This is a genomic window from Roseomonas acroporae (genome assembly GCF_023223525.1).
Classification (GTDB): Bacteria; Pseudomonadota; Alphaproteobacteria; order Acetobacterales; family Acetobacteraceae; genus Roseomonas_E; species Roseomonas_E acroporae.
Genome location: NZ_JALPRX010000091.1, coordinates 35,909 through 62,032, shown reverse-complemented (window position 1 = coordinate 62,032; position 26,124 = coordinate 35,909). Strand labels below are relative to the sequence as shown.

Below are 26,124 nucleotides of genomic sequence, written 5' to 3'. Positions count from 1 at the left end.
CGCACGTCAATACCGGCGCCGCCAGCGCCGCGCTGACCGGCGAGCAGTGCAGCTCGAACACCATCCACTGGACCTACGACACCTGGATGTTCGCCAAATCCTCCGGCGGCGCCACGGTGCGGGCGGGCGGCGACACCTGGTTCTTCATCACCGCCGACTACGCCTTCGGCCACCAGCTCGAACGCGACACGACGCGCTTCGTGGAGCAGGCCGGCGGGCGGCTGCTCGGCCGGGCGCGCTTCCCCTTCCCCGGCACCACCGACTTCTCCTCCTTCCTGGTGCAGGCGCAGGCCAGCCGCGCCAAGGTGGTGGCGCTGGCGACCGCCGCGGCCGACACGGTGAACTGCCTCAAGCAGGCGCGCGAATTCGGGCTGACGCGGCGCGGCGGGCCGAAGGTGGTCGGCATGATCATGTTCACCACCGACATCCACGCCATGGGGCTGGAGGTGGCGCAGGGGCTGCTGCTGACCGAGGTGTTCTACTGGGACCTGAACGACCGCACCCGCGCCTTCATGAACCGCATCCGGCCGAAGGTGCCGAACAACTGGCCGAACCAGGAGCATGCCGGGACCTATGCCGGCACGCTGCACTACCTGAAGGCGGTGGCCGATCTCGGCGTGGCCCAGGCCAAGGCCAGCGGCCGCGCGGTGATCGAGCGCATGAAGGCGATGCCGACGGATGACGACTGCTTCGGCCCCGGCCGGGTGCGGCCGGACGGGCGCAAGATCCATCCCGCCTACCTGTTCGAGGTGAAGCGGCCGGAGGAATCGCGCGGCCCGTGGGACTACTACAAGCTGGTCGGCACCACCCCGGCCGAGGAGGCGTTCCGGCCGGAGAGCGAGGGGGGCTGCCAGATGATGCGTTAATTCAAAAGTTCGGGCGAGATTAAAAGCTCGCCCTTCATCAGACCTAGCGCAAAATTATCGAGAAAGGTACATTGGTTATTGTTTATTTCAGAATCTTACAGATGTTTTACTGGATATATTACTTTGTGGATTGCGCAAGCAGCCAATCTTTATAAAGTAAACCTGATTTAATATGTCGCCATGCCCTTGGTCCAGCACAAGATGACCCATAAACCATGGAACCTGCGGCCGATGGGCTGGTGGTTGGGTAATCCGCGTTGAATTGTTCGAGCCCCACCTTGTCAGAAGGCAACAAAATACCATTTACTCTGGCCGATTTTCTTCTCTCCAAAATTCCTGGAGGCATACCATCACCATCCTGACTGCGCGCATAGGATCCTTTTTTGATAACAAATTCCGGTCCGTCAAGGATCATTTGAGCTGGAATTTCAGCATTGGTGTACTCAAACTTGAATATGTCAAGCTCATCCGCTATTTCCAAATGAAGATTCTGATCCTTGAAGTTTTTATCCATGTCCGACAAGGCAATTCTACTCTCTGAAACTGGCGTTCGGAACAAGCCCAATCCAAGTGTTTGAGCGAGGATTGTGACATTTCCTACAAACTCGTCCGTAAACGCTAAATCCCCCTCGTCCATTTTAACCAAGCCAGATGCCAAAGTTAAGACTTTCGCGCGATTTGCGATCTGCGCTTTCTCGCGTATTTTATGTTCAGCCAGCCTTGCGTGCGCTTTATTAAAAGTCCCTTCCGTTGTAGTCGCTAGAAAAATCTGGTTCCACTCGGCAGCATCGGCCCTATGATGTTTGGCTGCAAACCTATCAATCAGAGAATCGCACTCCCCTATGTATATTGCTTGTTCATAACCATTCCTTTCGGGACCAAGGGGCGCGCCAACCATAAAATAAACTGCCGGCCGTTTCGCTTCTTCGCGATTGAGGAGTAATTTCAGTTGCGTCCAAGGGCATGCGAACAAAACCGTCGTACGGCCGGCGATTAAAGAATATCGAAGACCTTCTGGATCGCCATTGACCAGGGTCAGGCGAATAAGTTGTGTCGCCATGAATCGCCGCATACCCGAGGAAATGGCTGGGCCAGGATATCAATCCCGTCCTGGAATTTTTCAGCGCCCGCCGACGTTCTGCACGGCCAGCACGCCGACCGTGTTGTTCGGCCCGGCCTTGCCGACCGAGACGCACTGGTCGCCGCTCATGCTGCACAGCGCCACGGGCTGCACGGCGCGGTTCTGCGCCTCGGCCTTCGGCACGGCGTTCTGCACCACCAGCGCCACCAGCGCGGCGGCGATCACGGTGAGGACGGACTTGGTGTAGCGGTCGGTCTGCATCCGGCGTTCTTTCCCGTTCGTGGTTTGGGTCCATGGTCCGGGCGGGAAAGGCGGCCTGCGTCGGCCCGCCGCCCCCGCCCGCCGCCTACCCCGCCGCGTCGGCCGCCCAGGCCTGCACCACGGCGCAGGCGGCGGCGAAATCCTCCGCGCGCATCGACTCGTCCGGGTTGTGACTGCCGTTCTGGTTGCGCACGAACAGCATGCCCGAGGGGATGCCGGCCTGGGCGAAGGCCACCGCGTCGTGCCCGCCGCCCGAGGGCATGTCGCGGTACGGGATGCCGAGCCGCCGCGCCGCCGCGCGCAGCCCGTCCTGCACCCCCGCATCCATCAGGCTCGCCCTGCTGCCCGATTCCGGACCCAGCTCGAAGCGCACCCCGCGCCGCGCCTCGATCTCGGCCACCAGCCGGTGCAGCGCCGCGAACATCAGGTCGACCGAGGTGGGCTCGACGCTGCGGATGTCGAGCTGGAAGTGCGCCTCGCCGGGGATCTTGGTGAAGCCGGCCTCGGGCGCCGTCGCCAGCACGCAGAAGGTGCAGACGAGGCGATGCCCGAGCGTCTCCAGGTGCAGCCATTCCTCGTCCAGCCGGTAGGCCAGCTCGGCCAGGGCGACGGCGGCATCGCGGCGCCAGCGGCGCGGCGTCGCGCCGGAATGGTTGTACTCGCCGAGCACGCGCGCGGCGCGCAGCCGCCGGCTGCCGGGAACGCCGGTGACGACGCCGACCGGGATGCCCTCGGAATCCAGCACCGGCCCCTGCTCGATGTGCAGCTCCAGATAGGCCGAGACGCTGTCCGGCCCGAGATGCCGCCGCCCCTGCCGCACGAAGTCCGGCGAGAAGCCCTCCTCGGTCATGTGGTCGGCGAGGGTGCGGCCGGAATCCTGCCGGCGCAGTTCCAGCTCCTCCGGCCGCAGCAGGCCGAGCGCGCCGCGGCTGCCGGGGAAGGAGGTGGGGAACCACGCCCCCGCCTCCTCCGAGCGGATCGCCATCACCGTCACGTCGCGCCCCGGCACGAAGCCCGCGCGCTTCATCCCGGCCACGGCGGCGAGCCCGGCCACCACCCCGGCGGCGCCGTCGTAATTGCCGCCCGAGCGCACGCTGTCGAGGTGGCTGCCCAGCACCACGCGCTTCCCCGCGCGGTCGGCGCCGGGCAGGGTCAGGTAGAGGTTGCCGACCGGGTCGGCCGCCGTCTCCAGCCCGATCGCCTCGGCCTCGGCGCGGACCAGGGCGTGCGCCATGCGCTCGCCCGGCCCGTAGCCCTCGCGCGTGATTCCCACCCCGTCGAAGCTGCGCTCGCGCAGCGTGTCGAACAGTTTCCAGGCGAGCTCGGTGTCGGGGGTGAGGTTCACGCCGCGCATGGTGTCAGAGCATCCCCTTCACGCGCCCGCCATCGACGCGGACGATGCAGCCGGTGATGTAGGCGCCGGTGTCGCCGGCCAGGAAGGCGCCCATCGGGCCGTACTCCTTGGGGTCGCCCAGGCGCCCGGCCGGGATCTCCTTCGTGCTGGCCGCCTCGGCCTCCTCCATGGAGATGCCCTGGCGCTTCGCGGCGCCGCCGATCGTCTCCTTGGTGCGGTCGGTGCGGATCGTGCCCGGGGCGAGGATGTTCACCGTCACCCCGTCCTTGGCCACCTGGCCGGAGATGGTCTTCATCCAGCCCACCATGCCGGCGCGCAGGATGTTGGAGAGGGCGATGCCGGGGATGGGCTGCAGCATGCCGGTCGAGCCCACCACGATGATCCGGCCCCACTTCTGCGCCTGCATGGCCGGCAGCAGCTTGTGGGCGATGCGGATCGGGTTGACCACGATGCGCGGGAACCACGCCTCCAGGTCCGGGATCCTGATATCGAGCGCGGTGCCCGGCGGCGGGCCGCCATGGTTGATGACCAGGATGTCGACGCCGCCCAGCAGCTCGACCGCCTTGTCGGCCAGCGCCTCGATCTGCTCGGCGCTGCTGATGTCGGCGGGCACGCCGTAGGCGGCGGCGGCGCCGGCGGCCTTCAGCTCGGCGGCGGCCTTGTCCAGCGAGCTCTGGTCGCGGCCGCTGATGACGAGCGCGGCGCCCTCGCCGGCCAGCGCGTCGGCGATCGAGCGGCCGAGGCCCTTGGTACCGCCCATGACCAGGGCGCGACGCCCCTTCAACCCGAGATCCATCGGTGCAACCCCATCCTTCGTGCGTGGCTGGCTGTGTGGCCGGGACCCTGCCTCCTGCCCGACCGGCTGGCAAGCGCCTCCCTGGCCCGGGGCGCGCCGCTCCGGCGGCCCGATCGTGGGGCGCCGCCGCCGGCAGGTGCCCCGGGCCGGATGGGTCCCTGCGGCGGAACCGGTCCGACGCTGCCGCCCGGCGGCGAGGCCCGCCGGTCTGGCGGCGGCGCCGGGGGCGCCGCGCCCGCCGGCCCCTCGCTGGCGGGATCGCGGCCGGCGCGGTATCTGCCGGAAGAACACGCCGCCGCGCCGTGCGGCCCGGCCACGGAGCGAAACGCCATGGGCAAGCCGACCCTGCTCGTCACCCGCCACCTGCCGGCCGCTGTCGAGGCGCGCGCGGCGCGCGACTACGAGGCGCGTCTCAACCCGGACGACATGATCTGGTCCGGCGAGGAGATCGTGCGCCACGCCGCGGGCTGCGACGGGCTGCTGGTCGCCGCCGGCTGCCGGATGGACGCGGCGACGCTCGGCGCGCTGCCGGCGAGCGTGCGCTGCATCGCCACCTTCAGCGTCGGCACCGACCACATCGACCTCGCGGCGGCGAAGGCGCGCGGCATCGTCGTCGCCAACACGCCGGACGTGCTGAGCGTCGCGACCGCCGAGATCGGCATGCTGCTGATCCTGATGGCGGCGCGCCGCGGCGGCGAGGCGGAACGGCTGGTGCGCGCCGGGCAGTGGCACGGCTGGACGCCGACCCAGCTCATGGGCGTGACGCTGGAGGGCAAGCGACTCGGCATCCTCGGCATGGGGCGGATCGGCCGGGCGCTGGCACGGATGGCGCGCGGCTTCGGCATGGAGATCCACTACCGCAACCGCTCCCGCCTCGACCCGGCGCTGGAGGAGGGCGCGATCTATCACGACAGCGACGAGAGCCTGCTGCGCGCCGCCCAGGTGCTCTCGCTGCACATCCCCGGTGGTGCTGCGACGCGGCACTGGCTGAACGCGGAACGCATCGCGCTGCTGCCGAAGGGGGCGATCGTGGTGAACACCGGGCGCGGCACCACGGTGGACGACGCGGCGCTGATCGCGGCGCTGCGCTCGGGGCACCTCTTCGCCGCCGGGCTCGACGTGTACGATGGCGAGCCCAAAGTGAACCCGGGCTACCTCGCGCTGGAGAACGTGGCGCTGCTGCCGCATCTCGGCAGCGCGACGGTGGAGACGCGGGACGCGATGGGCTTCCGGGCGCTCGACAACCTCGACGCGGTGCTGCTGCGCGGCGCGGCGGCGCCGGACCGGGTGGCGTAGCGGCGCCGGCGCCCGCCCCTCGCGCGGTCCCGCGCGGGGCCACCCCCGGGGCGCGTCGGCCCAGGCCCCCGCTCCCCGGCGCTGCCCCGCCCGCCTACGCCGCCACCACCGCCGGCGGCGCGTGCACCCGCACCGGCGGCAGCGCCCCCCGCCACCGCTCGATCTCCACGAGGCAGGACTGCGCCGAGCATCCCTGCCCCAGCCGCGACGTGCCCACATCCTGGGTCAGCACGTTCGGGTTGCCGTGCACGCAGGCGCTGTCCGTGCTCCCCGGCACCTCGGGGTCGAACCACGCCCCCGTCGCCATCGCCACCACGCCTGGCCGGATCGCCTCGCTCACCCGCAGCCCCCCGAGGCAGGCGCCGCGGTCGTTGAAGATGCGTACCACCTCGCCCTCGGCCAGCCCGCGCGCCGCCGCGTCGTCCGGGTGCATCAGGATCGGCTCCCGCCCCGCGATCTTGCTCGCCGCCGCCACGGGCCCGGGGTCGAGCTGCCCGTGCAGGCGTGTCGCCGGCTGGTAGGAGAGCAGGTGCAGCGGGAATTTCGCCGCCAGCGGGCTGCCGAGATACTCGCGCGGCTCGTGCCACACCGGATGGCCGGGCGTCTCGGCATAGCCGAAGCCCGCCACCGTTTCGCTGAAGATCTCCACCTTGCCGGAGGGCGTGTTCAGCGGGTTCGCCTCGGGGTCGCGCGCGAAATCCTCGAACAGCACGAAGTCCTTCCCCTCCGGCGCCGGGAACTCGATGTGGCCGCGCGCCCAGAATTCGTCGAAGTCCGGCACCTCGACGCCCAGCCCGGCGCAGGCATGCCGCCACTTCCCGTACAGGTGCCGCAGCCACGCCCCCTCGTCGCGCTGCTCGGTGAAGCGGTCGCGGAAGCCCAGCGCGTCGGCGATGTCGGCCAGCATGGCATGGTCGTCGCGCGCCTGCCCCTGCGCCGGGATCGCCTTGTGCATGGCCCGCACGAAGCGGTCGCGCGAGGAGGAGGCGATGTCGTTGCGCTCCAGCGTCGTCGTCGCCGGCAGCACGATGTCGGCGTGCCGCGCCACGGCGGTCCACCAAGGCTCCTGCACCACCACCGTGTCGGCCCGGTTCCAGCCGCGCAGCAGCCGGTTCAGGTCCTGGTGGTGGTGGAACGGGTTGCCGCCCGCCCACCAGATCATGCGGATGTCGGGCAGCACGATGTCGCGGCCGTTGTACTGCAGCACCTCGCCCGGCCGCTCCAGCAGCTCCGTCACCCGCGCCACGGGGATGAACAGGTTGGCCGGGTTGCGCGTGCCGGGCAGCGAGACCGAGGGCAGCTCCTGCCGCGGCGTGCCCATGCCGTTGATGCTGCCGTAGCCGAAGCCGAAGCCCTGCCCCGGCCTGCCGATGCCGCCCAGCATGGCCGCCAGCGCCACCAGCATCCACCAGGGCTGCTCGCCATGCTCGGCCCGCTGCACGGACCAGGTGGCGGTCAGCATGGTCGGCACGCTCGCCGCCTCCAGCGCCAGGCGCCTTATCGTCTCGGCCGGCACCCCGGTGATCGCCGCCGCCCATTCCGGCGTCTTGGCGATCCCGTCGCCCTCGCCCAGCAGGTAGGCGCGCAGCCGCTCCCAGCCCACGGCGCGGGTGGCGAGGAAGCTCCTGTCCTCCCACCCCGCCTGCACGATGGCGTGCGCCATGCCCAGCAGCAGCGCGCAGTCCGTGTTGGGGCGGATCGGGATCCACTCCGCCTCCAGCATCGCGTCGCAGTCGCCGCGGAAGGGCGAGACGTTGACGAACCGCACCCCCGCCGCCACGGCGCGCCGCATCAGCGGGACGTACTCGTGCGCGCCGGAGCCGCCCGCCGTCACCAGCCCGTTCTTCAGCGGCAGCCCGCCGAGGCAGAGCATCAGCCGCGTATGCTTCGCGATGCTGGTCCAGTCCGTCACCGGCCCCTGCACCGGGTCGTTGGTGCCGACGAGGTGCGGCAGCAGCGTCATGCCGGCGCCGTAGGAGTAGTTCGTCACCTGTCCGGTGAACCCGCCGCCCAGCCCCAGGAAGCGGTGCAGCTGCGAGCGCGCATGATGGAACCGCCCCGCCGAGGACCAGCCGTAGGAGCCGCCGAGGATCGCCCGGTCGCCGTGCTCGGCCCGTACCCGCGCCGTCTCCTCGGCCACCAGCCGCACGGCGCTATCCCAGGAGACCGGCACGAACGCGTCGCCGCCCCGCGCGCTGCCGCGCCGCCCGCCCTCCAGCCAGCCCTTGCGCACGTATGGTCGGTCGATGCGCGAGGGGGCGTGCACCACCGCCGGCATGGCGCCGATCAGGTCGCCCGGCACCGGGTCGCGCGAGAACGGTCGCACCCCGATCAGGCGGCCATCCTCCACCACCGCGTCGAAGGCACCCCAATGGGCCGAATGCGGCCTGGTCTCGATCATCGGTGGCGTTCCTCCTGTCGTGCCAATCCCGTCATCCCCGCCCATGGCGGCCACGATCCGGTCGGGCCTGCGGCTCGCCATGATCGGCTTCCGGAACGGATTCACATCTCCGGGCGTGCCACCCCCGAGTTCCGCCCTGGCCGCCTCATTGCCCGGCGAGAGCTTGCCGGCAGGCGCCCGACTCCACAACCGCCGCGTCGGCGGGACATGGCGGCGACGGATCGTCTCCAGCCCGGGCGCGGCCACGCGGATGAACGTCCCGAAGGCCGGCCGGGACCATCCCGATCGCCGCCATCGGCCCGGAGCGGCGGGCGGCCGCAAGGCGGATGCCGTTCCCGCCACCCCTCCGTGCCGGGTCTCCGGGGCGCGGCGCCGCCCCGTTCCACGGGCAGTCCACAGCCGCGACGCCCGACGGCGCGGGAGAAGTGTTCGGATCCCCGACCGGACGCCATCGCCGCGGCGGCAGCAGAACGTGCCGACCACGGACCCGGACAACACGCTGTTCCAGGTGCAGACCGGCGAGGTGCGGGTGCGCGGCGTCGAGGTGAGGCCGTGGCCGCGCTGACCGACGGGCCGAACCTGATCGCCTCCTACGCCTACACCGATTCCGAGACAGTGCTACGACAGCGCCCGGCGCCTCGTGCCTGGCACGCTGGGCCACCGGTGGTAGGACCCGGCTGACGCTCCTCCGCCATCCGGGGTGCCGCAAGGCCGGGTCCGGGGCACGGGGGGGGCATCGCACCTCGGCCCCCGCCCGCCGGCGGCCCCCGCCGGGCCGGACGCGGCGGCGCCCGGTGCGGCATGGCGACCGCGGCGCCCGGCGCGATGCCGGGCGGGCCGCTCAGCGCCCATGCCCGAGCAGGCCGGGCTTCAGCTCCGGCGAGGTCGGATAGGGCCCGAGGAAGGTCGAGAGGATCACCCGTGCGAAGTCGGCGTCGTCGGTGTGGCCCAGGCTGCGCCCGTTCAGCCCGAAGGTCACGCCCTGCCCGGTGAACAGCAGGTCCCCGACATCGCCGTTCTGCACGGTGGGGACCGCGGCGAGGAAGCGCGCCACCAGCTCCGGCGGCAGCCGGCAGGGCGCGGGGCAGTTCCGGTCGATTCCCTGCCGCCAGGACTGCCGCGCCCGGTCGGCCTCCACCTCGTGCGCGAAGAAGAAGCGGAACAGCTTGACCTGGTTCGATCCCATGATCGCGTCCGCGTCGCCGGAGCGGCGCTCCAGGTAGAGGCCGACCGTGTAGATACGTATGCGCAGGATCGAGTAGGTCCGCGTCGCCATGCCGTTCAGCAGCAGCCGGCGACCGGCGACCGGCAGCTCGTCGGGCAGGGTCATGCCGTCGAACATGGTTGCCCGGGCAACCAGCGGCACCGTGCCGAGGAAGGCGGAGGCGAGGCCGAGTAGAAGGGGACGCCGCAAGGAATTGCTCCGGTCCGAGTTGCCGGCGCGCATGATCCATGCGGAGCGCCCCGCGGTCCATGCCGCCGGTGACCCGCCGGCCGGTCCGGCACACCGGAGTCGCCATGCGGCCACGCGCCCGAGACAGCACACAACCCATTGTTTTTCCGATACATTCGAAATGGCGGCCGTTCCGCCGATCACTTTTCTGCTCTAGGATCGCCGGCCTCGGGCTTCCAGGAGACCCTCATGAACCCGCCGCGCAACTCGACCGCCGCCCGCGACGTCGCCAGCGTGCTGCATCCCTACACCGAGCTGAAGTCGCACCTGACCAAGGGCCCGGTGGTGATCGCGCGCGGCGAGGGCGTCCGCGTCTGGGACGACCAGGGAAAGGACTACATCGAGAGCGTCGCCGGCCTCTGGTGCGCGGCCCTCGGCTTCAGCAACGAGCGGCTGGTCGAGGCGGCGACGGCGCAGATGCGCAGGCTGCCCTTCTACCACGCCTTCACCGCCAAGTCGTACGAGCCGCTGATCGACCTGTCCGAGATGCTGCTCGAACGCGCGCCCCCCTCCGTGGACGGCGCGCCGATGAGCAAGGTGTTCTTCGCCAATTCCGGCTCGGAGGCGAACGACAGCGCGGTCAAGATGGTCTGGTACTACAACAACGCCGTCGGCCGGCCGCGCAAGAAGAAGATCATCGCGCGGCTGAAGGGCTATCACGGCGTCACCGTCGCCGCCGCCTCGCTCACCGGCCTGCCCAACAACCACCGCCTGTTCGACCTGCCCATCGCCGGCGTGCTGCACACCATGACGCCGCACCACTACCACGGCGCCGAGCCCGGCGAGTCCGAGGAGGATTTCGCCACACGCTGCGCCGAGGAGCTGGAGGCGCTGATCCTGCGCGAGGACCCGGAGACGGTCGCCGCCATGTTCGCGGAACCCATCATGGGCGCCGGCGGCGTCATCCTGCCGCCCGCCACCTACTTCGAGAAGATCCAGGCGGTGCTGCGGAAGTACGACGTGCTGCTGGTCGCCGACGAGGTGATCTGCGGCTTCGGCCGCACCGGCAACTACTGGGGCAGCCAGACCTACGGCATCCAGCCCGACATCCTCACCTGCGCCAAGGCCCTCTCCGCCTCCTTCCTGCCGATCTCGGCGGTGATGGTGAACGACCGGGTGTTCCAGGGCCTCGCCGAGGGCAGCAGCCAGGTCGGCACCTTCGGCCACGGCTTCACCTATTCCGGCCACCCTGTCTCCGCCGCCGTCGCCATCGAGACGCTGCGGATCTACGACGAGATGAACCTCGTCGAGCACGCGGCCACGGTCGGCGCCCACATGCAGGCCGGCCTGCGCGAGCGCTTCGCCGAACACCCGCTGGTCGGCGAGGTGCGCGGCACCGGCCTGATCGCCGGCGTCGAGCTGGTCGAGGACAAGGCGGCAAGGCGCAATTTCGATCCCGCCCGCAAGCTCGGCGCCCGCCTGATGGCGCTCGGCGAGCAGAACGGCGTGATCCTGCGCGCCATGCCGGGCGACTCCATCGGCTTCTCGCCGCCGCTGGTCATCACCGAGGCCGAGGTGGACGAGATGCTGGACCGCTTCGGCCGCGCGCTCGACGCCCTCGCCGTCGAGATCCGGCGCGAGGGCATCGCGGCGGTCTGACACCCGGGGCTGCGCCCGCCGACCCGTCCGGGGCTGCGCCCCGGATCCCCCGCCGGGGGAAGGCGAAGTCCCCCGGAAACCCCGTTTCAGGCGCGCCCCGCCGCCGGCGCCTGGCGGAAACACGGCCCGCCAGCCCCGAAACACGCGCTGGCGCCGGTCCTGCTACGCTGCCTCATCCTTCCGAGCGGCGAGGCGGCCCCCATGAGCCCGATGGTCAGCGTGCCCATGAAGAACATGAAGCCGCTGCCGCAGGACACGGCCACCACCTGCTGGCTCACCTGCTTCCGCATGATGTTCGCCTGGAAGGACCGCGACCCCGCCGGCATCCGGCCCGCGCTGGAGGGGGCCGGCATCCTCTGGGACGATGCCTGCAAGACGGGCCTCAAGACCCGCGACTACATGAAGGCCGCCAGGGCGCTCGGCATGAAGGCCTGGGGCTCCGGCGGCTCCTGGAGCGCCGCGAGCTTCGCCTCCTTCTGCACCGCCAGCCCGGTCTGGGTGGCCGGCAAGTGGGAGGACTACCCGCACAACATCGTGGTGACCGGCGCCAGCCGCGAGCAGGTCCGCTACATCGATCCCTGGTGGGAAGGGGTGAAGGAGGCGACCGTCGCCACCCGCTTCGCCGACGACTTCATCCACGGCAACCGCAAGGACAGGCCCGGCACCGACTACTACATCGGCAAGATCGGCGCCGTGATGGTCTGGGACAACGCCCGGCCCGACGGGATCGTGCCGGAATAGGCCCGGCGCTCAGCGCGCGCGGGCGATGCAGAACTCCACGATGTCGGCCATGGCCCGGCGCATCGGCGCGTCCGGGAAGGCGCGCAGCGCCTCCAGCGCCTCGTCGCCGTAGTGGCGCGCGCGCCGCACCGTGTCGGCCAGCGCGCCGTGGCGCTGCATCAGCGCGATCGCCTGCCCCAGGTCGCCCTCGCGCTGCTCCTGCGCCTCCAGCGTGCGCCGCCAGAAGCCGCGCTCCGACTCGTCGCCGCGCTCGAAGGCGAGCAGCACCGGCAGGGTGATCTTGCCCTCGCGGAAGTCGTCGCCCACCGTCTTGCCCAATTCGGCCTCGACCGCCGAGTAGTCCAGCGCGTCGTCCACGAGCTGGAACGCCACGCCCAGGCTGCGCCCGTAGCGGTCCAGCGCCTCCGCCTCCGCCGCCGGCCGCTCCGCCAGCACCGCGCCGACCCGCGTCGCGGCGGCGAACAGCGCCGCCGTCTTGCCGTCGATCACCTCCAGGTACTGCGCCTCGGTGGTGGCGGTGTCGTTGGCGGTGACGAGCTGCAGCACCTCGCCCTCGGCGATGGTGGCCGAGGCGCGCGCCAGGATCGACAGCACTTCCAGCGAGCCGTCGTCGGTCATCAGCTGGAAGGCGCGGGCGAACAGGAAGTCGCCCACCAGGACGCTCGGCTTGTTGCCGAACAGCGCGTTGGCGCTGGCCCGGCCGCGCCGCAGCGCGCTCTCGTCCACCACGTCGTCGTGCAGCAGCGTCGCGGTGTGGATGAACTCGACGCAGGCGGCCAGCGCCACGTGCCGCGTGCCGCCCGCCTCCGTGCCCGGATAGCCGCACAGGCGCGAGGCGGCGAGCGTCAGCAGCGGCCGCAGCCGCTTGCCGCCGGCCGCGACGATGTGCGCCGCCACCTGCGGGATCAGCGCGACGGGACTCTGCATCCGCTCCACGATCAGGCGGTTGCAGGCTTCGAGATCGGGGCGCAGCAGGGCCGTCAGCGCGGCGAGGGCATCCTCGCCGCCGGACGGGGCGCCGGCCACGCGTGGCGCTGGGGCGGTGACGCTCACTCGGCTTGACCTAGGGGCATGGACAGGCACCATACTGAGCCGGCCATGTGCCGGCAAGCAGAGGCAAATCAAGGCTTTGCGGGCATGTCCGACGGGATCGAGGTCGTCGCCGCCACGCCGGACCCGATCCGGCTGAGCTTCCTGCGCGCCCTGCTGCGCGATGCCGGCATCGACTGCGTCGTCCTCGACCACCATATCAGCGCCGTGGAGGGCGGCATCGGCGCCTTCCCGCGTCGCCTCGCCGTGACAGGCGCCGACGCCCCCCGCGCGCGCGCCGTGCTGCGCGAGGCCGGCCTGTCCGCATGACCGGCGCGCCGGCCGATCCCGGCGAATCCGGCCCCGTCTCCGGGCACATGCTCGCCGGACACACGCTCACCGGACATACGCTCGCCGGGCACATGCTCACCGAGGACACGCTGCTCGGCGGCCGCGTCCGGCTGCGCCAGCCGCGCGACGGGCTGCGCGCCGGGCTCGACGCGGTGATGCTCGCCGCCGCCGTGCCGGCGCGGCCGGGCGAGCGGGTGCTGGAAGCCGGCTGCGGCAGCGGTGCCGCCTTCCTCTGCCTCGCCGCCCGCGTGCCCGGCCTGCGCGTCACCGCCGTGGAGCGCGACCCGGTCCTCGCCGCCCTCGCCCGCGCCAACGCCGAGGCCAATGGCCTCGCCGACCGTGTCGAGGTGCTGGCGGGCGACATCGGCGACCCCGCCCTCGCCCACGCCCTGGCCGCCTCGGCGCGCTTCGATCACGCTTTCGCCAACCCGCCCTACTGGCCCGGCGGCACCCCGCCCCCGGCCGACCGCCGGCGCGCGGCGGTGCAGGAGGGCGAGGCCCGCCTCGCCGACTGGGCGCGCTTCCTCGCCGCCCCCCTCGCCTGGCGCGGCACGCTCGCCCTGGTGTTGCCGGCGGCACGCCTCGATGCCGGGCTGCGGGCGCTGGGCGATTCGGGCTGCGGCGGGCCACTCGTGGTGCCGCTCTGGCCGCGCGACGCGCTGCCGGCGAAGCGGGTCCTGCTCCGCGCCGTGCGCGGTGGCCGCGGCCCGTCGCGCCTCGCCCCGGGAATCGCCCTGCACCGGCCCGGAGGCGGCTGGACCAAGGCCGCCGCCGCGATCCTCGACGCCGGTGCCGCCATCCCGGAACCCGCCTGAGCGCCGGGCGCCGCCGGAGCCTCGTCGAACCGGCCGCCTCCGCCGGCGGCCTCGAACCCGGGCGGGCACGATCGCCCGGCCGGTCCCGCGGAAAGGGGTATCGGAAGGGGCACCACCCGCGACGACCCTTCGGTACGGTTCCCATCGTGTCGGCGAACGTCGCCATCGGGCGGCACGGTCGGGCAGCAGACGCTCCGGAGCGGTTCCGGGCGGCCGCCGGGCGCCCTGCCCAGGCCGGAGGCAGCCGAGCCGCCCCGCCGGGACCGGCCGCCGTCCGAGACGTCGCCGGCATGCCGATTGCATTCAGGCTGCATTCAGGACACCAATCCTGAATGCAATCCTCGCCGGACGCCCCGTCGCGTCGGGCGGCGGATTGCGGGACCATGCGCCGGCCGGCAGCCGCGCCGGCGCGAACCATCGGGACCCGACGCGCATGTACCAGCCCCTGCCCGACTTCTGGAACGAGGCCGACCAGGCCACGCGCGACGACGCCTACAACAACAACAAGGCGGTCCCCGACTGCCAGGCACTGATGGCGAAGCGCAACGAGGCGTCCGCCGCCCTGCGCGCGGCCCGCCCCGACCACCTCGACCTTCCCTACGGCGAGGGCGAGAGCAACCGCTGGGACCTGTTCCCCGCTTCCGAGCCCGGTGCTCCCTGCCTCGTCTTCATCCATGGCGGCTACTGGCAGCGCAACCGCCGGCACGACTTCGGCGCGCTGACCGAGGGCGCGCTCGCCATGGGCTGGTCCACCGCCCTGCCCGGCTACACGCTGGCGCCCGAGGCGACGCTCACCGGGATCGTGAACGAGATCCACCGCGCCCTGGACTGGCTGGCGGCGGAAGGCCCGCGGCACGGCATCGCCGGCAAGGTGGTGCTCTCCGGCTGGTCGGCGGGCGGCCACCTCACCGCGATGGGGATGAGCCACCCGCTGGTCACGGCCGGCCTCGCCATCTCCGGCATCTACGAGCTGGCGCCGATCCGCGACACCTACCTCGACGAGAAGCTGCGGCTCTCCGAGGACGAGCTGGCCGCGCTCTCGCCGCTGCGCCTCGCCCCCGTCACCAAGCCCGTCGCCGTCGCCTACGGCAGCGCCGAGCTGCCCGAGCTGCGCCGCCAGTCCCGCCACTGGCACGGCCAGCGCGCCGAGGCGCACCTGCGCGGCCCGCTGATTCCCGTCGCCGGCGCCAACCACTTCACCGTGGTCGACGCGCTCAGCCAGCCGGGCGGCGAACTGGCCCGCGCCGCCGCCGACCTGCTCCTCTGACCCCCCGCACGCGCCCGACCGCCCGGACATGACGAATCCGCCGGCCCCGCCCGCCATCCCCACCCTGCCCGCGATCGCCGCCTACCTCGCCGCCGGCGGCAGCCCCGTCGCGCTGGCCGAGGCGGCGCTCGACCGCATCGCCGCCTGGGACGACCCGGCGCTGTTCATCGCCCCCCTGCCGCGCGAGGCCGTGCTGGCGCGCGCGCGGCAACTCGCGGCGGAAGGCCCGCGCGGCCGCCCCCTCTACGGCGTGCCCTTCGTGGTGAAGGACAACATCGACCTCGCCGGCCTGCCCACCACCGCCGCCTGCCCGGAATACGCCTACACCCCGGCCGAGGACGCCCCCGCCGTCGCCCGGTTGCTCGCCGCCGGCGCCATCCCGCTCGGCAAGGCGAATCTCGACCAGTTCGCCACCGGCCTGAACGGCACCCGCTCCCCCTACGGCACGCCGCGCAACGCGCTCGACCCGGCGCTGATCCCCGGCGGCTCCTCCTCGGGCAGCGCCACCGCCGTCGGCGCCGGCATCGCCGCCTTCTCCCTCGGCACGGACACGGCCGGCTCCGGCCGGGTGCCGGCCATGCTGAACAACATCGTCGGCCTCAAGCCCAGCCTCGGCTTGGTGCCGACGCGCGGCGTCGTCCCCGCCTGCCGCTCGCTCGACTGCGTCTCCGTCTTCGCCCTCACCGTGGCCGACGCCGCCGCCGTGCTCGCCGTGATCGCCGGCCCGGACCCGGCCGACCGCTACGCCCGCCCCGCCCCCGCCGGCTGGAGCCCGCTCCCCGGCGCGCGGCCCCCCGTCACCCGCCTCGCCATCCCCGAGACCGACCAGCTCGCCTTCGACACGCCGGCCGACGCCGCCCTCTTCGCCGCAGCCCTCGCCCGGGCCGAGGCGCTCGGCGCCCGCATCGCCCGCGTGGACCTCGCCCCCTTCCTCGCCCTCGCCCGCCGGCTCTACGAGGGCGCCTGGGTCGCCGAGCGCACGGCGGCGCTGCGCGGCTTCCTCGAGACGCGTCCCGACGCCGTCCACCCCGTCACGCGCGGCATCCTGGAGGCCGGCTTCCGCGGCCGCACCGTCGACGCCTTCGACGACTTCCATGCCGCCGCCGAGGCCCGCCGCCTGGCCCGCGACCTGTTCGCGGCCCACGACCTGCTGCTCGTCCCCACCGCCCCCGGCGCGCCCACCCTGGCCGACCTCGCCGCCGAGCCGATCGCCGCCAACAGCCGCCTCGGCACCTACACCAACTTCGTCAACATCGCCGATCTCTCGGGCCTCGCCATCCCGGCCGGCTTCCGGCCGGATGGCCGCCCCTTCGGCGTCACCCTGCTCGCCCCCGCCTTCGCCGAGGCCCGCCTCGGCGCCCTCGGCGCCGCGCTGCATGCGGCGCTGGACGCGGCCGCGCCCGCCGGCACCCCGCCCCCCGGCCTCGGCGCCATGGCCGGCGCGGTACCGGCCCCGCCCGCCCCGCCGCCGCTCCGCGCCGACGAGACGGCGCTGTTCTGCATCGGCGCCCACATGGCCGGCCTGCCGCTGAACCCGCAGGTCACCGCGCTCGGCGGCCGCTTCCTCGCCGAGGCCCGCACCGCCCCCTGCTACCGCCTGTACGACCTCGGCGCCCGCCCCGGCCTGCTGCGGGTCGCGCCCCGGGATCGGCCGGGCGACGACGCCGTCGCCGGCCGCCGGCAGGCCGGTGCCGCCATCGCCGGCGAGCTCTGGGCCCTCCCCACCGCCGCGATCGGCGCCCTGCTCGCCCAGGTGCCGGCCCCGCTCGGCTTCGGCCGCGTCGCCCTGGCCGAGGGCGAGGCGCTCGGCTTCCTCTGCGAGGCCGCCGGCATCGAGGGCGCACCCGACATCACCGCCACCGGCGGCTGGCGCGCCTACCTCACCGAGAAGGAACCCGCCTGATGGAGATCGACCGCCCCGAGGTGGTGCAGGAGGTGCGCGACGCCTTCGCCGGCTACGAGCGCGCGCTGATGGCCAACGACGTCGAGACGCTCGGCCTGCTGTTCCGCCGCGACCCGCGCACGCTGCGCTACGGCGCCGGCGAGAACCTCTACGGCTGGGACGCCATCGCCGGCTTCCGCGCCGGGCGCGCCACCACCGACCTCCAGCGCCGCCTGGAGAACACCGTCATCACCACCTACGGCACCGATTTCGCCACCGCCAACACCGAGTTCGTGCGCGTCGAGAGCGGGAAGCGCGGCCGGCAGAGCCAGAGCTGGGTCCGCTTCCCGGACGAGGGCTGGCGCATCGTCGCCGCGCATGTGAGCTTCCTCGGCCAGTAGCGCATTCTCAGGCCGGGCGCGCGCGCCCGGCGGCTCGGAAGATGCGCCGGGTCGAAAGGTTGGAACGGCCCGGCCGCCCGCGTGACCGGCCCGGCGTCGCGACCCGGCGCGCGCCGCCTCGCACCCGCGGCGCCACCCGTCGACGGCGCCCGCCATCGGCGCCGCCCGGACCGGGACGCGCCGGCAGGACCCTCGGCCGCGCGGCCGGTGCCGCCACCAGCGGCGATGGTGCGGCGCGCAAATTTCTTGAGACGGCCCCGCCGCCGCGCTATGCCATCCCGGCAACGTATCGTCGCCCCGTCGGAGCGGCCTACCCCTGCCACGGCGTGTTCCATGGGACGTCCCACCGGGCTGGGCAGGCTTGCGCAGCCTGCCTAGGCCGGGCTGGAGACGACCACACCTTCGGCATGCGCCCGCCGACGCACGGGCCACGCCACGCAGCGCGATCCGGCCGCCTCCCCGCCCCGAGCGGGAAGCACCGCCGGGCCGACCGGGAAGGACCGACTGCCGCATGCGAGACATCGACGAGATCGATTTCGAGGCCATTCTCGATCCGCCGCCCAGGACCGGTTCCCCGGCTGCTCCTGCCGTCCCGAAGCCCACCGCCCCGGCCCGCGCCGCCACCGCCGAGGCCCCTGCGGCCACGGAGGCATTGCCGACCGGATCCCCGACCGCCGAGGCCCACTCTCCCGAGGCGCCCGCCCCGCTCGACCCCGAGGACGATCCGGAGCAGATCACCTACGAGGGCGCCCCGCGCGCCATGCGGGTGCTCAGCGTCTCCAAGAGCGGCGGCTTCCACCACATCGCCTACACCGAATGGGGCGACCCGGACTCCCCCAAGGTGGCACTCTGCGTGCACGGCCTTTCGCGCCAGGGCCGCGACTTCGACCGCGTCGCGGCGGCGCTGGCCAGGAAGGGCTACCGCGTCCTCTGCCCCGACCTCGTCGGGCGCGGCCGCAGCGACCGGCTGTCCGATCCCACCGAGTACGCGCTGCCGCAGTACGTCATGGACATGACGGCGGTGATCGCCCGCACCGGCGCCACCCAGATCGACTACGTCGGCACCTCGCTCGGCGGGCTGACCGGCATCCTGCTGGCGGGGCAGGAGAAGTCGCCGATCCGCCAGCTCGTCGTCAACGACATCGGCCCCTTCCTGCCCTGGTCGGCGCTGCACCGCCTCGGCTCCTACATCCGCGTCATGCCGCATGGCTTCCCGGACTACGCCACCGCCGAGGCCTATTTCCGCACCACCCTCTCGCCCTTCGGCGACCTTTCCGACGAGGAGTGGCGCCACCTGACCCGCTGGAGCGTCGAGCGCACCGAGGACGGCAGCTACCGCATGCTGTGCGACCCGCGCATCGCCACCGCCTTCGCGCCGAACCTGCTCTACAACCTCAGCCTCTGGCACTACTGGGACGCGATACGCTGCCCCACCCTGGTGCTGCGCGGCGAGTACTCCGACCTGCTGCTCTCCGAGACCGCCGAGGACATGACGCGGCGCGGCCCGCGCGCCACCCTCGCCGACATCCCCGGCTGCGGCCACGCGCCGGCGCTGCTCGACGACGACCAGGTGAACCTGATCGTGGAGTGGATGACCCGGCCGGGCTGAACCCGGCCCGGGCAGAACCGGGCCCAGGGCCGGCCCCGCCCGTGCCTTCCGCCGGCGGGCGCGGCGGATCGCCGCCGCACCCGCGATCCGGCCCGACGCCCCGCGCTACGCCTCCTCGCGCGCGCCCGTGAAGGCGTGCGCCTCGGGTGCGGTCTCGAAGATGTGCGGCGCCAGCGTCCGCTCCGCCAGCCCGGCGCCGAGCTTGAGGCGCATGAAGGCGCTGGTCGTGTAGCGCGAGGCCTTGGTGTAGTAGCGGTTCTCCAGGTAGGTGATCAGCGAGAACCAGGCGTCGCTCACCATCGGGTCGATGTAGAAGGAATCGTAATTGGCGATGAAGGCCACGCGCCGGCCGATCATGCGGCAGCGCCCCTCGACCTCGCGCCGCACCAGCTCGACATCCTCGGCCGTGCGTACCTTGAAGCCTTCCCAGTTGATGAACATGATGTTGCGCAGCGGGTCGTAGCTGATGCGGTCCTGCAGGCTGAGCCCGAGCAGGATCTGCTCCAGCGCCATCGGCTCCTCGCGGAAGATGCGCGCATCCATGGGCTTAGGCGACTTCACGATGGGCTTGAATTCCATCTGCGCCAGGATGTCGCGGTCGACGTCGATGCCCGGCGCCACCTCGGTCAGTTCCAGCCCCTCGGCGGTGCGCTTGAGCACGCACCGCTCGGTGACGAAGAAGACGGGCTGGCCGATCTCGGCGGCGTAGTCGCCGCTGAACGTCACCTGCTCGACCTTCCTGTTGAACTTCTTCGCCCGCCCCTCCTTCTCGATCCGCACCTTGCCGTCGGCGATCGCGATCTTGAGTCCGCCCGCGGTAAAGGTGCCGGCGAAGATCAACTTGCGCGCGTTCTGGCTGATGTTGATGAAGCCGCCGGCCCCGGCGAGGCGCGGGCCGAACTTCGAGACGTTGACGTTGCCCGCCTCGTCCGCCTGCGCGAGCCCGAGGCAGGCGAGGTCGAGCCCGCCGCCGTCGTAGAAGTCGAATTGCTGGTTCTGCTGGATGATCGCCTGCGGGTTGAGCGCCGCGCCGAAGTCGAGCCCGCTCTGCGGCACGCCGCCGACGATGCCGGGCTCGGCGGTCAGCGTCAGGTAGCGCAGCACCCGCTCCTCGGAGGCGACGGCGGCCACGCCCTCGGGCATACCGATGCCGAGGTTGACCACGCCGCCCAATGGCAGCTCCAGCGCCGCGCGCCGCGCGATCACCTTGCGCTCGTCGAGCGGCAGCGGCTCGATGCGGTCCAGCGGCACGCGCATCTTGCCGGCCAGCGCCGCGCTGTAGGGCGTGGCGTAGGTCTGCATGTGGTTCTCGGGCTTCGCCACCACCACGCAGTCCACCAGCACGCCGGGGATGTGCACCTGGCGCGGGTCGAGCGATTCCTCGGCCGCGAGGCGCTCGACCTGCGCGATGACGAAGCCGCGCGAGTTCTTCGCCGCCATCGCCGCCGGCAGCGTGTCGAGCGTCAGCGCCTCGCGCTCCATGGTGATGTTGCCGGCGGGATCGGCGGTGGTGCCGCGGATCAGCGTCACGTTGATCGGGAAGGCCTTGTAGAACAGCCACTCCTTGCCCTCGACCTCGATCACCTTCACGAGGTCCTCGGTGGTGCGGTCGTTGAGCTTGCCGCCCTCCAGGCGCGGGTCGACGAAGGTGCGCAGCCCGACGCGCGAGAGCGCCCCGGCACGTCGCGCCGCGATGTCGCGGTAGAGCTGCGAGATCACGCCGAGCGGCAGGTTGTAGGCCTCGATCTTGCCTTGCAGCGCCAGCGCGCCGAGCTTGGGCAGCAGCGACCAGTGCCCGCCCACCGCGCGCTTGACGAGCTTCGGGTCGGCCAGCCGGTTCAGCCCCTTCTCCCCGCCGTCGCCCGGCGCCGCGGCGAAGACCAGGGTCAGCCCCCTCGGCGTGCCCGACTGCTCGAAGCGCTTCTGGATGGCGATGATCAGCTCGTCCGGCGTGCCCGAGCCGACGAAGCCCGAGACGCAGACGGTGTCGCCGTCGCGGATGATCGCGGCGGCCTCCTCGGGCGATACGATCTTGTCCTTCATGGCCGTCCCCTCGCTTCGGCTCACGCGTCGCGCTTCCCCAGCCACTCGGCGATGCCGGAGCCGAGCAGCCCCTGGCTGCGCCCGCCCACGAACACGCCGACATGCCCCCCCGGCAACGCCAGTTCCGAGTAGTCCTGCGTGCCCACCCTGGCGCCCAGCGCGCGGGAGGTGGAGGGCGGAATGATGTGGTCGTCCTTGGCGTAGACGTTGAGCACCGGCATGGTCACGTTGCCGAGGTCCACCCGGCGCCCGCCCAGCTCCAGCTCGTTCTTCACCAGCTTGTTCTGCTGGTAGAGGTCGATCAGCCACTGCTTCGCCGCCTCGCCCGGATGGTCCGGCCGGTCCGCGATCCACTTCTCCATGCGCAGGAAGTTCAGCAGCTTCTTCTCGTCGTCCATGACGTCCAGCATGTCGACGTTGTACTTCAGCATGGAGCGCATCGGAGTCATCATGTTGAACACCGAGCCCATGAAGGCGCCGGGAAGGCTGCCATGGGTGTCGATCATCCGGTCGATGTCGGCCGGGTCGAGCGAGCGGGTCCAGAGGTTGATGAAGCCGAAGCCCAGCCGCTCCTCCGCCTGGTCGGCGTGGAAGTCGATCGGGGTGATGGTGAGGACGAGGTTCTTCACCTTCCCCGGCTCCAGCGCCGCGTAGGCGGTGGTGAACACGCCGCCCTCGCAGATGCCGAGCAGGTTGACCTGCGCCGAGCCGGTGATCCGCCGGATCTCGTCCACGCAGTCGCCGAGATAGCCCTCCACGTAGTCGTCGAGCGTCAGGAACCGGTCCGCCCGCGTCGGGTTGCCCCAGTCCACCACGAACAGGTCGATGCCGAGCTTGAGCAGGTTGCGGACCAGCGAGCGGTCCTCCTGCAGGTCGGCCATGGTGTAGCGGCCGATCAGCCCGTAGGCGATCAGCAGCGGCGTCCGCACGCGCCGCTCGGTCAGCGGCCGGTAGCGGTACAGCGTCACCTTGTCGGAGCGCCACACCTCGTCCTTGGGCGTCGTGGCGATCTGCACGTCCTCGTCGCGCAGGTCGCTCATCATGCGGGTGCCGCGCATGAAGCGCGCCGCCATCCGCGCCGCGCCGGACATGGCGGCCGCGCTCCCGCCTCCCTTGTCCCCGCCCTGCTTGCCCCCGCCTTCCTTGCCGGCGCCTTCCTTGCCGGCACGCTTCGCGCCGGTCGTCGCGGCCTCGGCCGGCTTCGCCGCCGCGGACCCGCCCTCGCCGCTCTCGGCCGGCTGCGCGCCGGTTCCCTGCTGCGCCACGGTTCAGCCCTCCTTCCTGGCCCGCCTGCCGACGCCGGCGCGCCCGCCGCGCCGCGCCGTCCCTCCCGCCGCCGTGTCGGCCGCCGCCGGCGCCGGCTCGGCCGGCTCCGACAGCGCCGGCACGGACACCGCCGCCGGCGCCTCGATCGCCTTCGGCCCGCGCGACGGTGCCGCCCTGCGCGAGGCCGAGGGCGGGGCCGGGCGTTCGGCCGGGGATTCGGCCGGCGCCGCGGCCACCGCCGACCCGCCATCCCGCAATTGCCGCCGGAGCTGCCGCACCTCGCGACGCAGCTCCGTGACGGTGCGGTGCACGTCGTCGATCTCGGTACGCGTCGGGAAGCCGTAGAGGTCGCCGTAGTATTCCGCGAGCTCGCGCTGCACCACGCGCAGCTCGGTGCTCGACTTGAGGAGCTGCGCCTGGGACTTCAGGTAGGCTTCCGAATGCTGCATCTGCAGCAGCGACCGGTTCGCCACCTCCACCCAGAGGTCGAGCATGGCGCGCTGGCCATCGGGCGCCTCGCCCTTGGCCGAAAGCGCGGCCAGCCGCTCGTTGAAGGCGCGGCCCGCGCGCATCCAGCCTTCCAGCACCAGGATGTTGTGCTCCATCCCGTGCCGGCGCAGCGTCAGCCAGCTCTTGAACAGCCGGAGGAATTTCCGCTCCACGTCCCACAGGTCGGCGAGGCGCGGCCCCTCGGCCAGCCGGCGCAGCGCCTGGTCCATCTCGTCGCCGCCGCCGAGCCAGATTCGCGGGTCGATCATGCGCCGGAAGGCGCCGGAGGCGACGCTGCTGCCGGCCTCGCCCTCCGGCAGGCGCTGCGCCAGCATGGCGGAGAGGCTGGTGGCCGAGGCCATCAGCTCCGCCAGCGCCCGGCTGGTCCGTGCCAGCTCGCCGCTCTCGGCGGCGAGGTCCGGCAGAGCGGCGGCGCCCTCCGCCATCGCACCGGCACTCGAGAAGGCCGCCATGCTCTCGCGCATCGCGCGCATGGCGGTCTCCTGCGCGGTCATGAAGGCCTTGCCGCCCAACGCCCACATGTCGGTGAACGCCTTTCCGTAATCGAAATTTTCCATGGTCAGGCCCGGCTCGTGCACGGCGCCGGCATCGGCCGGCCGCGACGGATGCGCTGCATGCTTTCTTCCTCCCGGTCGGCCGCGCCGCCCGCCCGGTGGGGGCGGCGGCGCGCCACGCGTCGTCCCGGCGCCACGGCCTCCCCCGGCGGAGGCGCCCCCGCGCCGGTCCGGACCGTCGTCACGCCGGGGCCGGCGGCCGGCGGCGCCCCGGCCCCGCCTCCCTCCCCGACCGCGCCGGCGCGATCCCGGGCGGACCCTGCGCTCAGACCGGCTCGACCTCGGCGGCGGCGGGCACCTTGGCGCGCAGCTCGTCCACCAGCACGCGGACGTTCTCGGAGTAGTCCACCGGCACGGCCACGATGTGCACGCCGCCCGCCTTGAACGCCGCCTCCAGCACCGGCACGAAGTCCTCGGTGCGGGTGACGCGCGTGCCCTTGGCGCCATAGGCCTCGGCGTACTTCACGAAGTCCGGGTTGCCGAAGGTCAGGCCGAAATCGGGGAACTCGTCCACCGCCTGCTTCCAGCGGATCATGCCGTAGGCGCTGTCGTCGAGGATCAGCACCACCAGGTTGAGCCGGAGGCGGACCGCGGTCTCCATCTCCTGGCTGTTCATCATGAAGCCGCCGTCGCCGCACACCGCCATCACGCGCCGCTCGGGATAGAGCATCGAGGCCATCATCGCGGAGGGCAGCCCCGCGCCCATGGTGGCCAGCGCGTTGTCGAGCAGCAGCGTGTTGGCGACGTAGGTGCGGTAGTTGCGCGCGAACCAGATCTTGTACATGCCGTTGTCGAGCGCGACGATCCCGTCCGACGGCATCACCTGCCGCACGTCGTGCACGATGCGCTGCGGCGTCGGCGGGAAGCGGTCCTCGGTGGCGCGGTCGGCGATGCGCCCCAGGATGTTCTCGCGCAGCGGCAGCAGCGCCCCCGCGTTGGGCAGCCGCCCCTCCAGCCGGTTGGCCAGGGCCACCAGGCTCGGGCCCACGTCGCCGATCACCTCGGCATGCGGGAAGTACACCGTCTCCACGTTGGCCGGCGTGTAGGAGACGTGGATCACCTGCGGCCCCTTCGGGCCCATGATGAAGGGCGGCTTCTCGATCGTGTCGTGCCCGATCGCGATGATGAGGTCCGCCCGGTCGATCGCCTCGTGCACGTAGTCGCGCTCGGAGAGCGCCGCCGTGCCCATGTAGAGGCTCGACCCGCCCGGCACCGTGCCCTTGCCCATCTGGGTGGTGAAGTAGGGGATGCGCGTGCGCAGCACGAACTCGGCGAGGCCCGAGGTCGAGCGCGGCCGGCTCGCCGCGGCGCCGAGCATGATCAGCGGCCGCCTGGCCTCCAGGATCATCGCGGCGGCGCGGTCGAGCGAGGCCGGGTGCGCCACCGGGATCTCCACCGGGTGCGGCGGCACCATCGGCTTCGCCTCCGCCTCCTCGCCGGCGATGTCCTCGGGCAGCTCCAGCAGCACCGGGCCGGGCCGCTCCTCCATGGCGATGCGGAAGGCGTCGCGCACCAGCGTCGGGATCATCGCGCCGGAGACGATCTGCCGGCTCATCTTGGTCAGCGGCTTGAAGGCCGAGATGACGTCGACGATCTGGAACCGCGCCTGCCGGCTGCTCAGGATGCCCTTCTGCCCGGTCAGCATCACCATCGGCATGGCGCCGAGGTTGGCGTAGGCCGCGCCGGTGGTCAGGTTCAGAGCCCCCGGGCCGAGCGTGGTGATGCACACGCCCGGCCGGCCCGTCAGCCGTCCGTGCGTCGCCGCCATGAACGCCGCCGACTGCTCGTGCCGCGTCAGCACCAGCTCGATGCTGGAACGCCGGATCGACTCGACGACGTCCAGGTTCTCCTCGCCGGGAACCCCGAAGATGCGGTCGACGCCCTCGTTCTCGAGCGCCGCCACCAGCAGGTCAGAACCTTTGGTCATGCCGTTAGCCTCTCCTATCGTGCATCAATCTACAGAACGCGCCGCCGGATCGGCCATCGCGGATGTTGCATCCGCCCACGGAAATCCCGGCGTGGTCGGCCGAGGGGGATGCGGAAGTGGTTGCCATGCCAACACGCGCCGCCCGGTCGGGCGGGCCCGGCCGACGCACCATCCGGCCGTCCAGGCCAGCGGATAAGGTCTCGCGGGACCATAACGGGAAGGGTTCGTGGCTCCGACATGGGTAAGGCCGCGCGGGCAGGGTCGGGCGCCGCTTTCCGGAGCGGGCCGGTCACACCATGGTGATCGTGGCGGCGGGGCGGTGATAGCATCGGGGAACCGGGAGGGAAACGATCCCCCGGGACCGTCGCGAGGCCAGGGTGTCATGCGTGCCGCGCGGGACCGGCCGCCGCAGCCTGCGCCGACGTCGCGCCTCGCCGGGGCGCGCCGCTTCCCCTCACCGTCCCGGCGCGCGCCGTGCCGCAGCGGGCAGCCGCCCGATCCTCGTTCCCGCGACCATGGACACCATCCTTTCGTGGCAACCGGCAAGTCCTGACCGGATCACGAGCAATGTTCCATATGTCCAACGGGCCGGAAACAGAAATATAGTTGCGAACGTGGCCGA

General features: G+C 72.1%; 21 protein-coding genes. 10 read left to right on the top strand and 11 right to left on the bottom strand.

Going from position 1 to position 26,124, the window contains the following annotated elements:
- On the top strand, positions 1–866 hold an 866-nt coding region (locus M0638_RS19905; RefSeq protein WP_248668758.1), incomplete at its 5' end, for an ABC transporter substrate-binding protein.
- A 118-nt stretch (positions 867–984) separates the two neighbouring features.
- Here M0638_RS19905 and M0638_RS19900 read toward each other — a convergent pair.
- The 4 genes from M0638_RS19900 to M0638_RS19885 all read right to left on the bottom strand — a co-directional run bounded on the left by M0638_RS19900 (position 985) and on the right by M0638_RS19885 (position 4,358).
- Complete coding sequence (locus M0638_RS19900) at positions 985–1,926, bottom strand: hypothetical protein (protein WP_248668757.1); 942 nt, start codon at positions 1,924–1,926, stop codon at positions 985–987.
- A 60-nt stretch (positions 1,927–1,986) separates the two neighbouring features.
- On the bottom strand, positions 1,987–2,208 hold the full coding sequence (locus M0638_RS19895) for a hypothetical protein (protein ID WP_248668756.1): 222 nt from the start codon (positions 2,206–2,208) through the stop codon (positions 1,987–1,989).
- Positions 2,209–2,293: 85 nt separating this feature from the next.
- Complete coding sequence (locus M0638_RS19890) at positions 2,294–3,562, bottom strand: hydantoinase/carbamoylase family amidase (RefSeq protein ID WP_248668755.1); 1,269 nt, start codon at positions 3,560–3,562, stop codon at positions 2,294–2,296.
- Positions 3,563–3,566: 4 nt separating this feature from the next.
- On the bottom strand, positions 3,567–4,358 hold the full coding sequence (locus M0638_RS19885; RefSeq protein ID WP_248668754.1) for an SDR family oxidoreductase: 792 nt from the start codon (positions 4,356–4,358) through the stop codon (positions 3,567–3,569).
- A 330-nt stretch (positions 4,359–4,688) separates the two neighbouring features.
- Here M0638_RS19885 and M0638_RS19880 point away from each other — a divergent pair, with 330 nt between their 5' ends.
- The gene (locus M0638_RS19880) at positions 4,689–5,654 is read left to right on the top strand and encodes a 2-hydroxyacid dehydrogenase (RefSeq protein ID WP_248668753.1); all 966 of its coding nucleotides are present in this window, start codon (positions 4,689–4,691) and stop codon (positions 5,652–5,654) included.
- 94 nt (positions 5,655–5,748) lie between these two features.
- On the opposite strand, the gene M0638_RS19875 is transcribed toward M0638_RS19880, so the two are convergent.
- Positions 5,749–8,055, bottom strand: coding sequence for a molybdopterin-dependent oxidoreductase (locus tag M0638_RS19875; RefSeq protein WP_248668752.1), 2,307 nt, complete (start codon positions 8,053–8,055; stop codon positions 5,749–5,751).
- Between the two features lie 841 nt (positions 8,056–8,896).
- On the bottom strand, positions 8,897–9,469 hold the full coding sequence (locus M0638_RS19870) for a chalcone isomerase family protein (protein WP_248668751.1): 573 nt from the start codon (positions 9,467–9,469) through the stop codon (positions 8,897–8,899).
- 228 nt (positions 9,470–9,697) lie between these two features.
- Here M0638_RS19870 and M0638_RS19865 point away from each other — a divergent pair, with 228 nt between their 5' ends.
- Together M0638_RS19865 and M0638_RS19860 are read left to right on the top strand one after the other, a co-directional pair.
- Positions 9,698–11,107, top strand: a complete 1,410-nt coding sequence (locus M0638_RS19865) for an aspartate aminotransferase family protein (protein ID WP_248668750.1) — start codon at positions 9,698–9,700, stop codon at positions 11,105–11,107.
- Between the two features lie 201 nt (positions 11,108–11,308).
- Positions 11,309–11,848, top strand: a complete 540-nt coding sequence (locus tag M0638_RS19860; protein WP_248668749.1) for a papain-like cysteine protease family protein — start codon at positions 11,309–11,311, stop codon at positions 11,846–11,848.
- A 9-nt stretch (positions 11,849–11,857) separates the two neighbouring features.
- Here the strand turns inward: M0638_RS19860 and M0638_RS19855 are convergent, their stop codons facing one another.
- Positions 11,858–12,934 carry a polyprenyl synthetase family protein gene (locus M0638_RS19855; protein WP_408903649.1) on the bottom strand — a complete coding sequence of 359 codons (1,077 nt, stop codon included), beginning with the start codon at positions 12,932–12,934 and terminating at the stop codon, positions 11,858–11,860.
- 51 nt (positions 12,935–12,985) lie between these two features.
- On the opposite strand from M0638_RS19855, the gene M0638_RS19850 reads away from it, so the two are divergent.
- The 6 genes from M0638_RS19850 to M0638_RS19825 all read left to right on the top strand — a co-directional run bounded on the left by M0638_RS19850 (position 12,986) and on the right by M0638_RS19825 (position 19,202).
- Positions 12,986–13,207, top strand: a complete 222-nt coding sequence (locus M0638_RS19850; RefSeq protein WP_248668747.1) for a putative signal transducing protein — start codon at positions 12,986–12,988, stop codon at positions 13,205–13,207.
- Positions 13,204–14,043, top strand: a complete 840-nt coding sequence (locus tag M0638_RS19845; protein WP_345893054.1) for a tRNA1(Val) (adenine(37)-N6)-methyltransferase — start codon at positions 13,204–13,206, stop codon at positions 14,041–14,043. Before M0638_RS19850 ends, M0638_RS19845 begins: the two co-directional genes overlap by 4 nt.
- 433 nt (positions 14,044–14,476) lie before the next feature.
- Entirely contained in the window at positions 14,477–15,310 is an 834-nt protein-coding gene (locus M0638_RS19840; protein ID WP_248668746.1) for an alpha/beta hydrolase, read from the top strand.
- A gap of 28 nt (positions 15,311–15,338) precedes the next feature.
- Positions 15,339–17,213: an allophanate hydrolase gene (gene atzF / locus M0638_RS19835; protein ID WP_248668745.1), complete on the top strand. Its 1,875-nt coding sequence runs from the start codon at positions 15,339–15,341 to the stop codon at positions 17,211–17,213.
- Positions 17,213–17,593 (top strand): oxalurate catabolism protein HpxZ, encoded by a 381-nt coding sequence (hpxZ, locus tag M0638_RS19830; protein ID WP_248668744.1) that lies wholly within the window; start codon positions 17,213–17,215, stop codon positions 17,591–17,593. Before atzF ends, hpxZ begins: the two co-directional genes overlap by 1 nt.
- A 511-nt stretch (positions 17,594–18,104) precedes the next feature.
- Positions 18,105–19,202 (top strand): alpha/beta fold hydrolase, encoded by a 1,098-nt coding sequence (locus tag M0638_RS19825; RefSeq protein WP_248668743.1) that lies wholly within the window; start codon positions 18,105–18,107, stop codon positions 19,200–19,202.
- A gap of 105 nt (positions 19,203–19,307) precedes the next feature.
- On the opposite strand, the gene M0638_RS19820 is transcribed toward M0638_RS19825, so the two are convergent.
- The 4 genes from M0638_RS19820 to M0638_RS19805 form a co-directional block, all read right to left on the bottom strand.
- The gene (locus tag M0638_RS19820) at positions 19,308–21,269 is read right to left on the bottom strand and encodes an acyl CoA:acetate/3-ketoacid CoA transferase (RefSeq protein WP_248668742.1); all 1,962 of its coding nucleotides are present in this window, start codon (positions 21,267–21,269) and stop codon (positions 19,308–19,310) included.
- Complete coding sequence (phaC, locus tag M0638_RS19815; protein ID WP_248668741.1) at positions 21,266–22,510, bottom strand: class III poly(R)-hydroxyalkanoic acid synthase subunit PhaC; 1,245 nt, start codon at positions 22,508–22,510, stop codon at positions 21,266–21,268. Before phaC ends, M0638_RS19820 begins: the two co-directional genes overlap by 4 nt.
- 3 nt (positions 22,511–22,513) lie before the next feature.
- Positions 22,514–23,578 carry a poly(R)-hydroxyalkanoic acid synthase subunit PhaE gene (locus tag M0638_RS19810; protein WP_248668740.1) on the bottom strand — a complete coding sequence of 355 codons (1,065 nt, stop codon included), beginning with the start codon at positions 23,576–23,578 and terminating at the stop codon, positions 22,514–22,516.
- Positions 23,579–23,840: 262 nt separating this feature from the next.
- Positions 23,841–25,502 (bottom strand): acetolactate synthase large subunit, encoded by a 1,662-nt coding sequence (locus tag M0638_RS19805; RefSeq protein ID WP_248668739.1) that lies wholly within the window; start codon positions 25,500–25,502, stop codon positions 23,841–23,843.
- Positions 25,503–26,124: the final 622 nt, after the last annotated feature.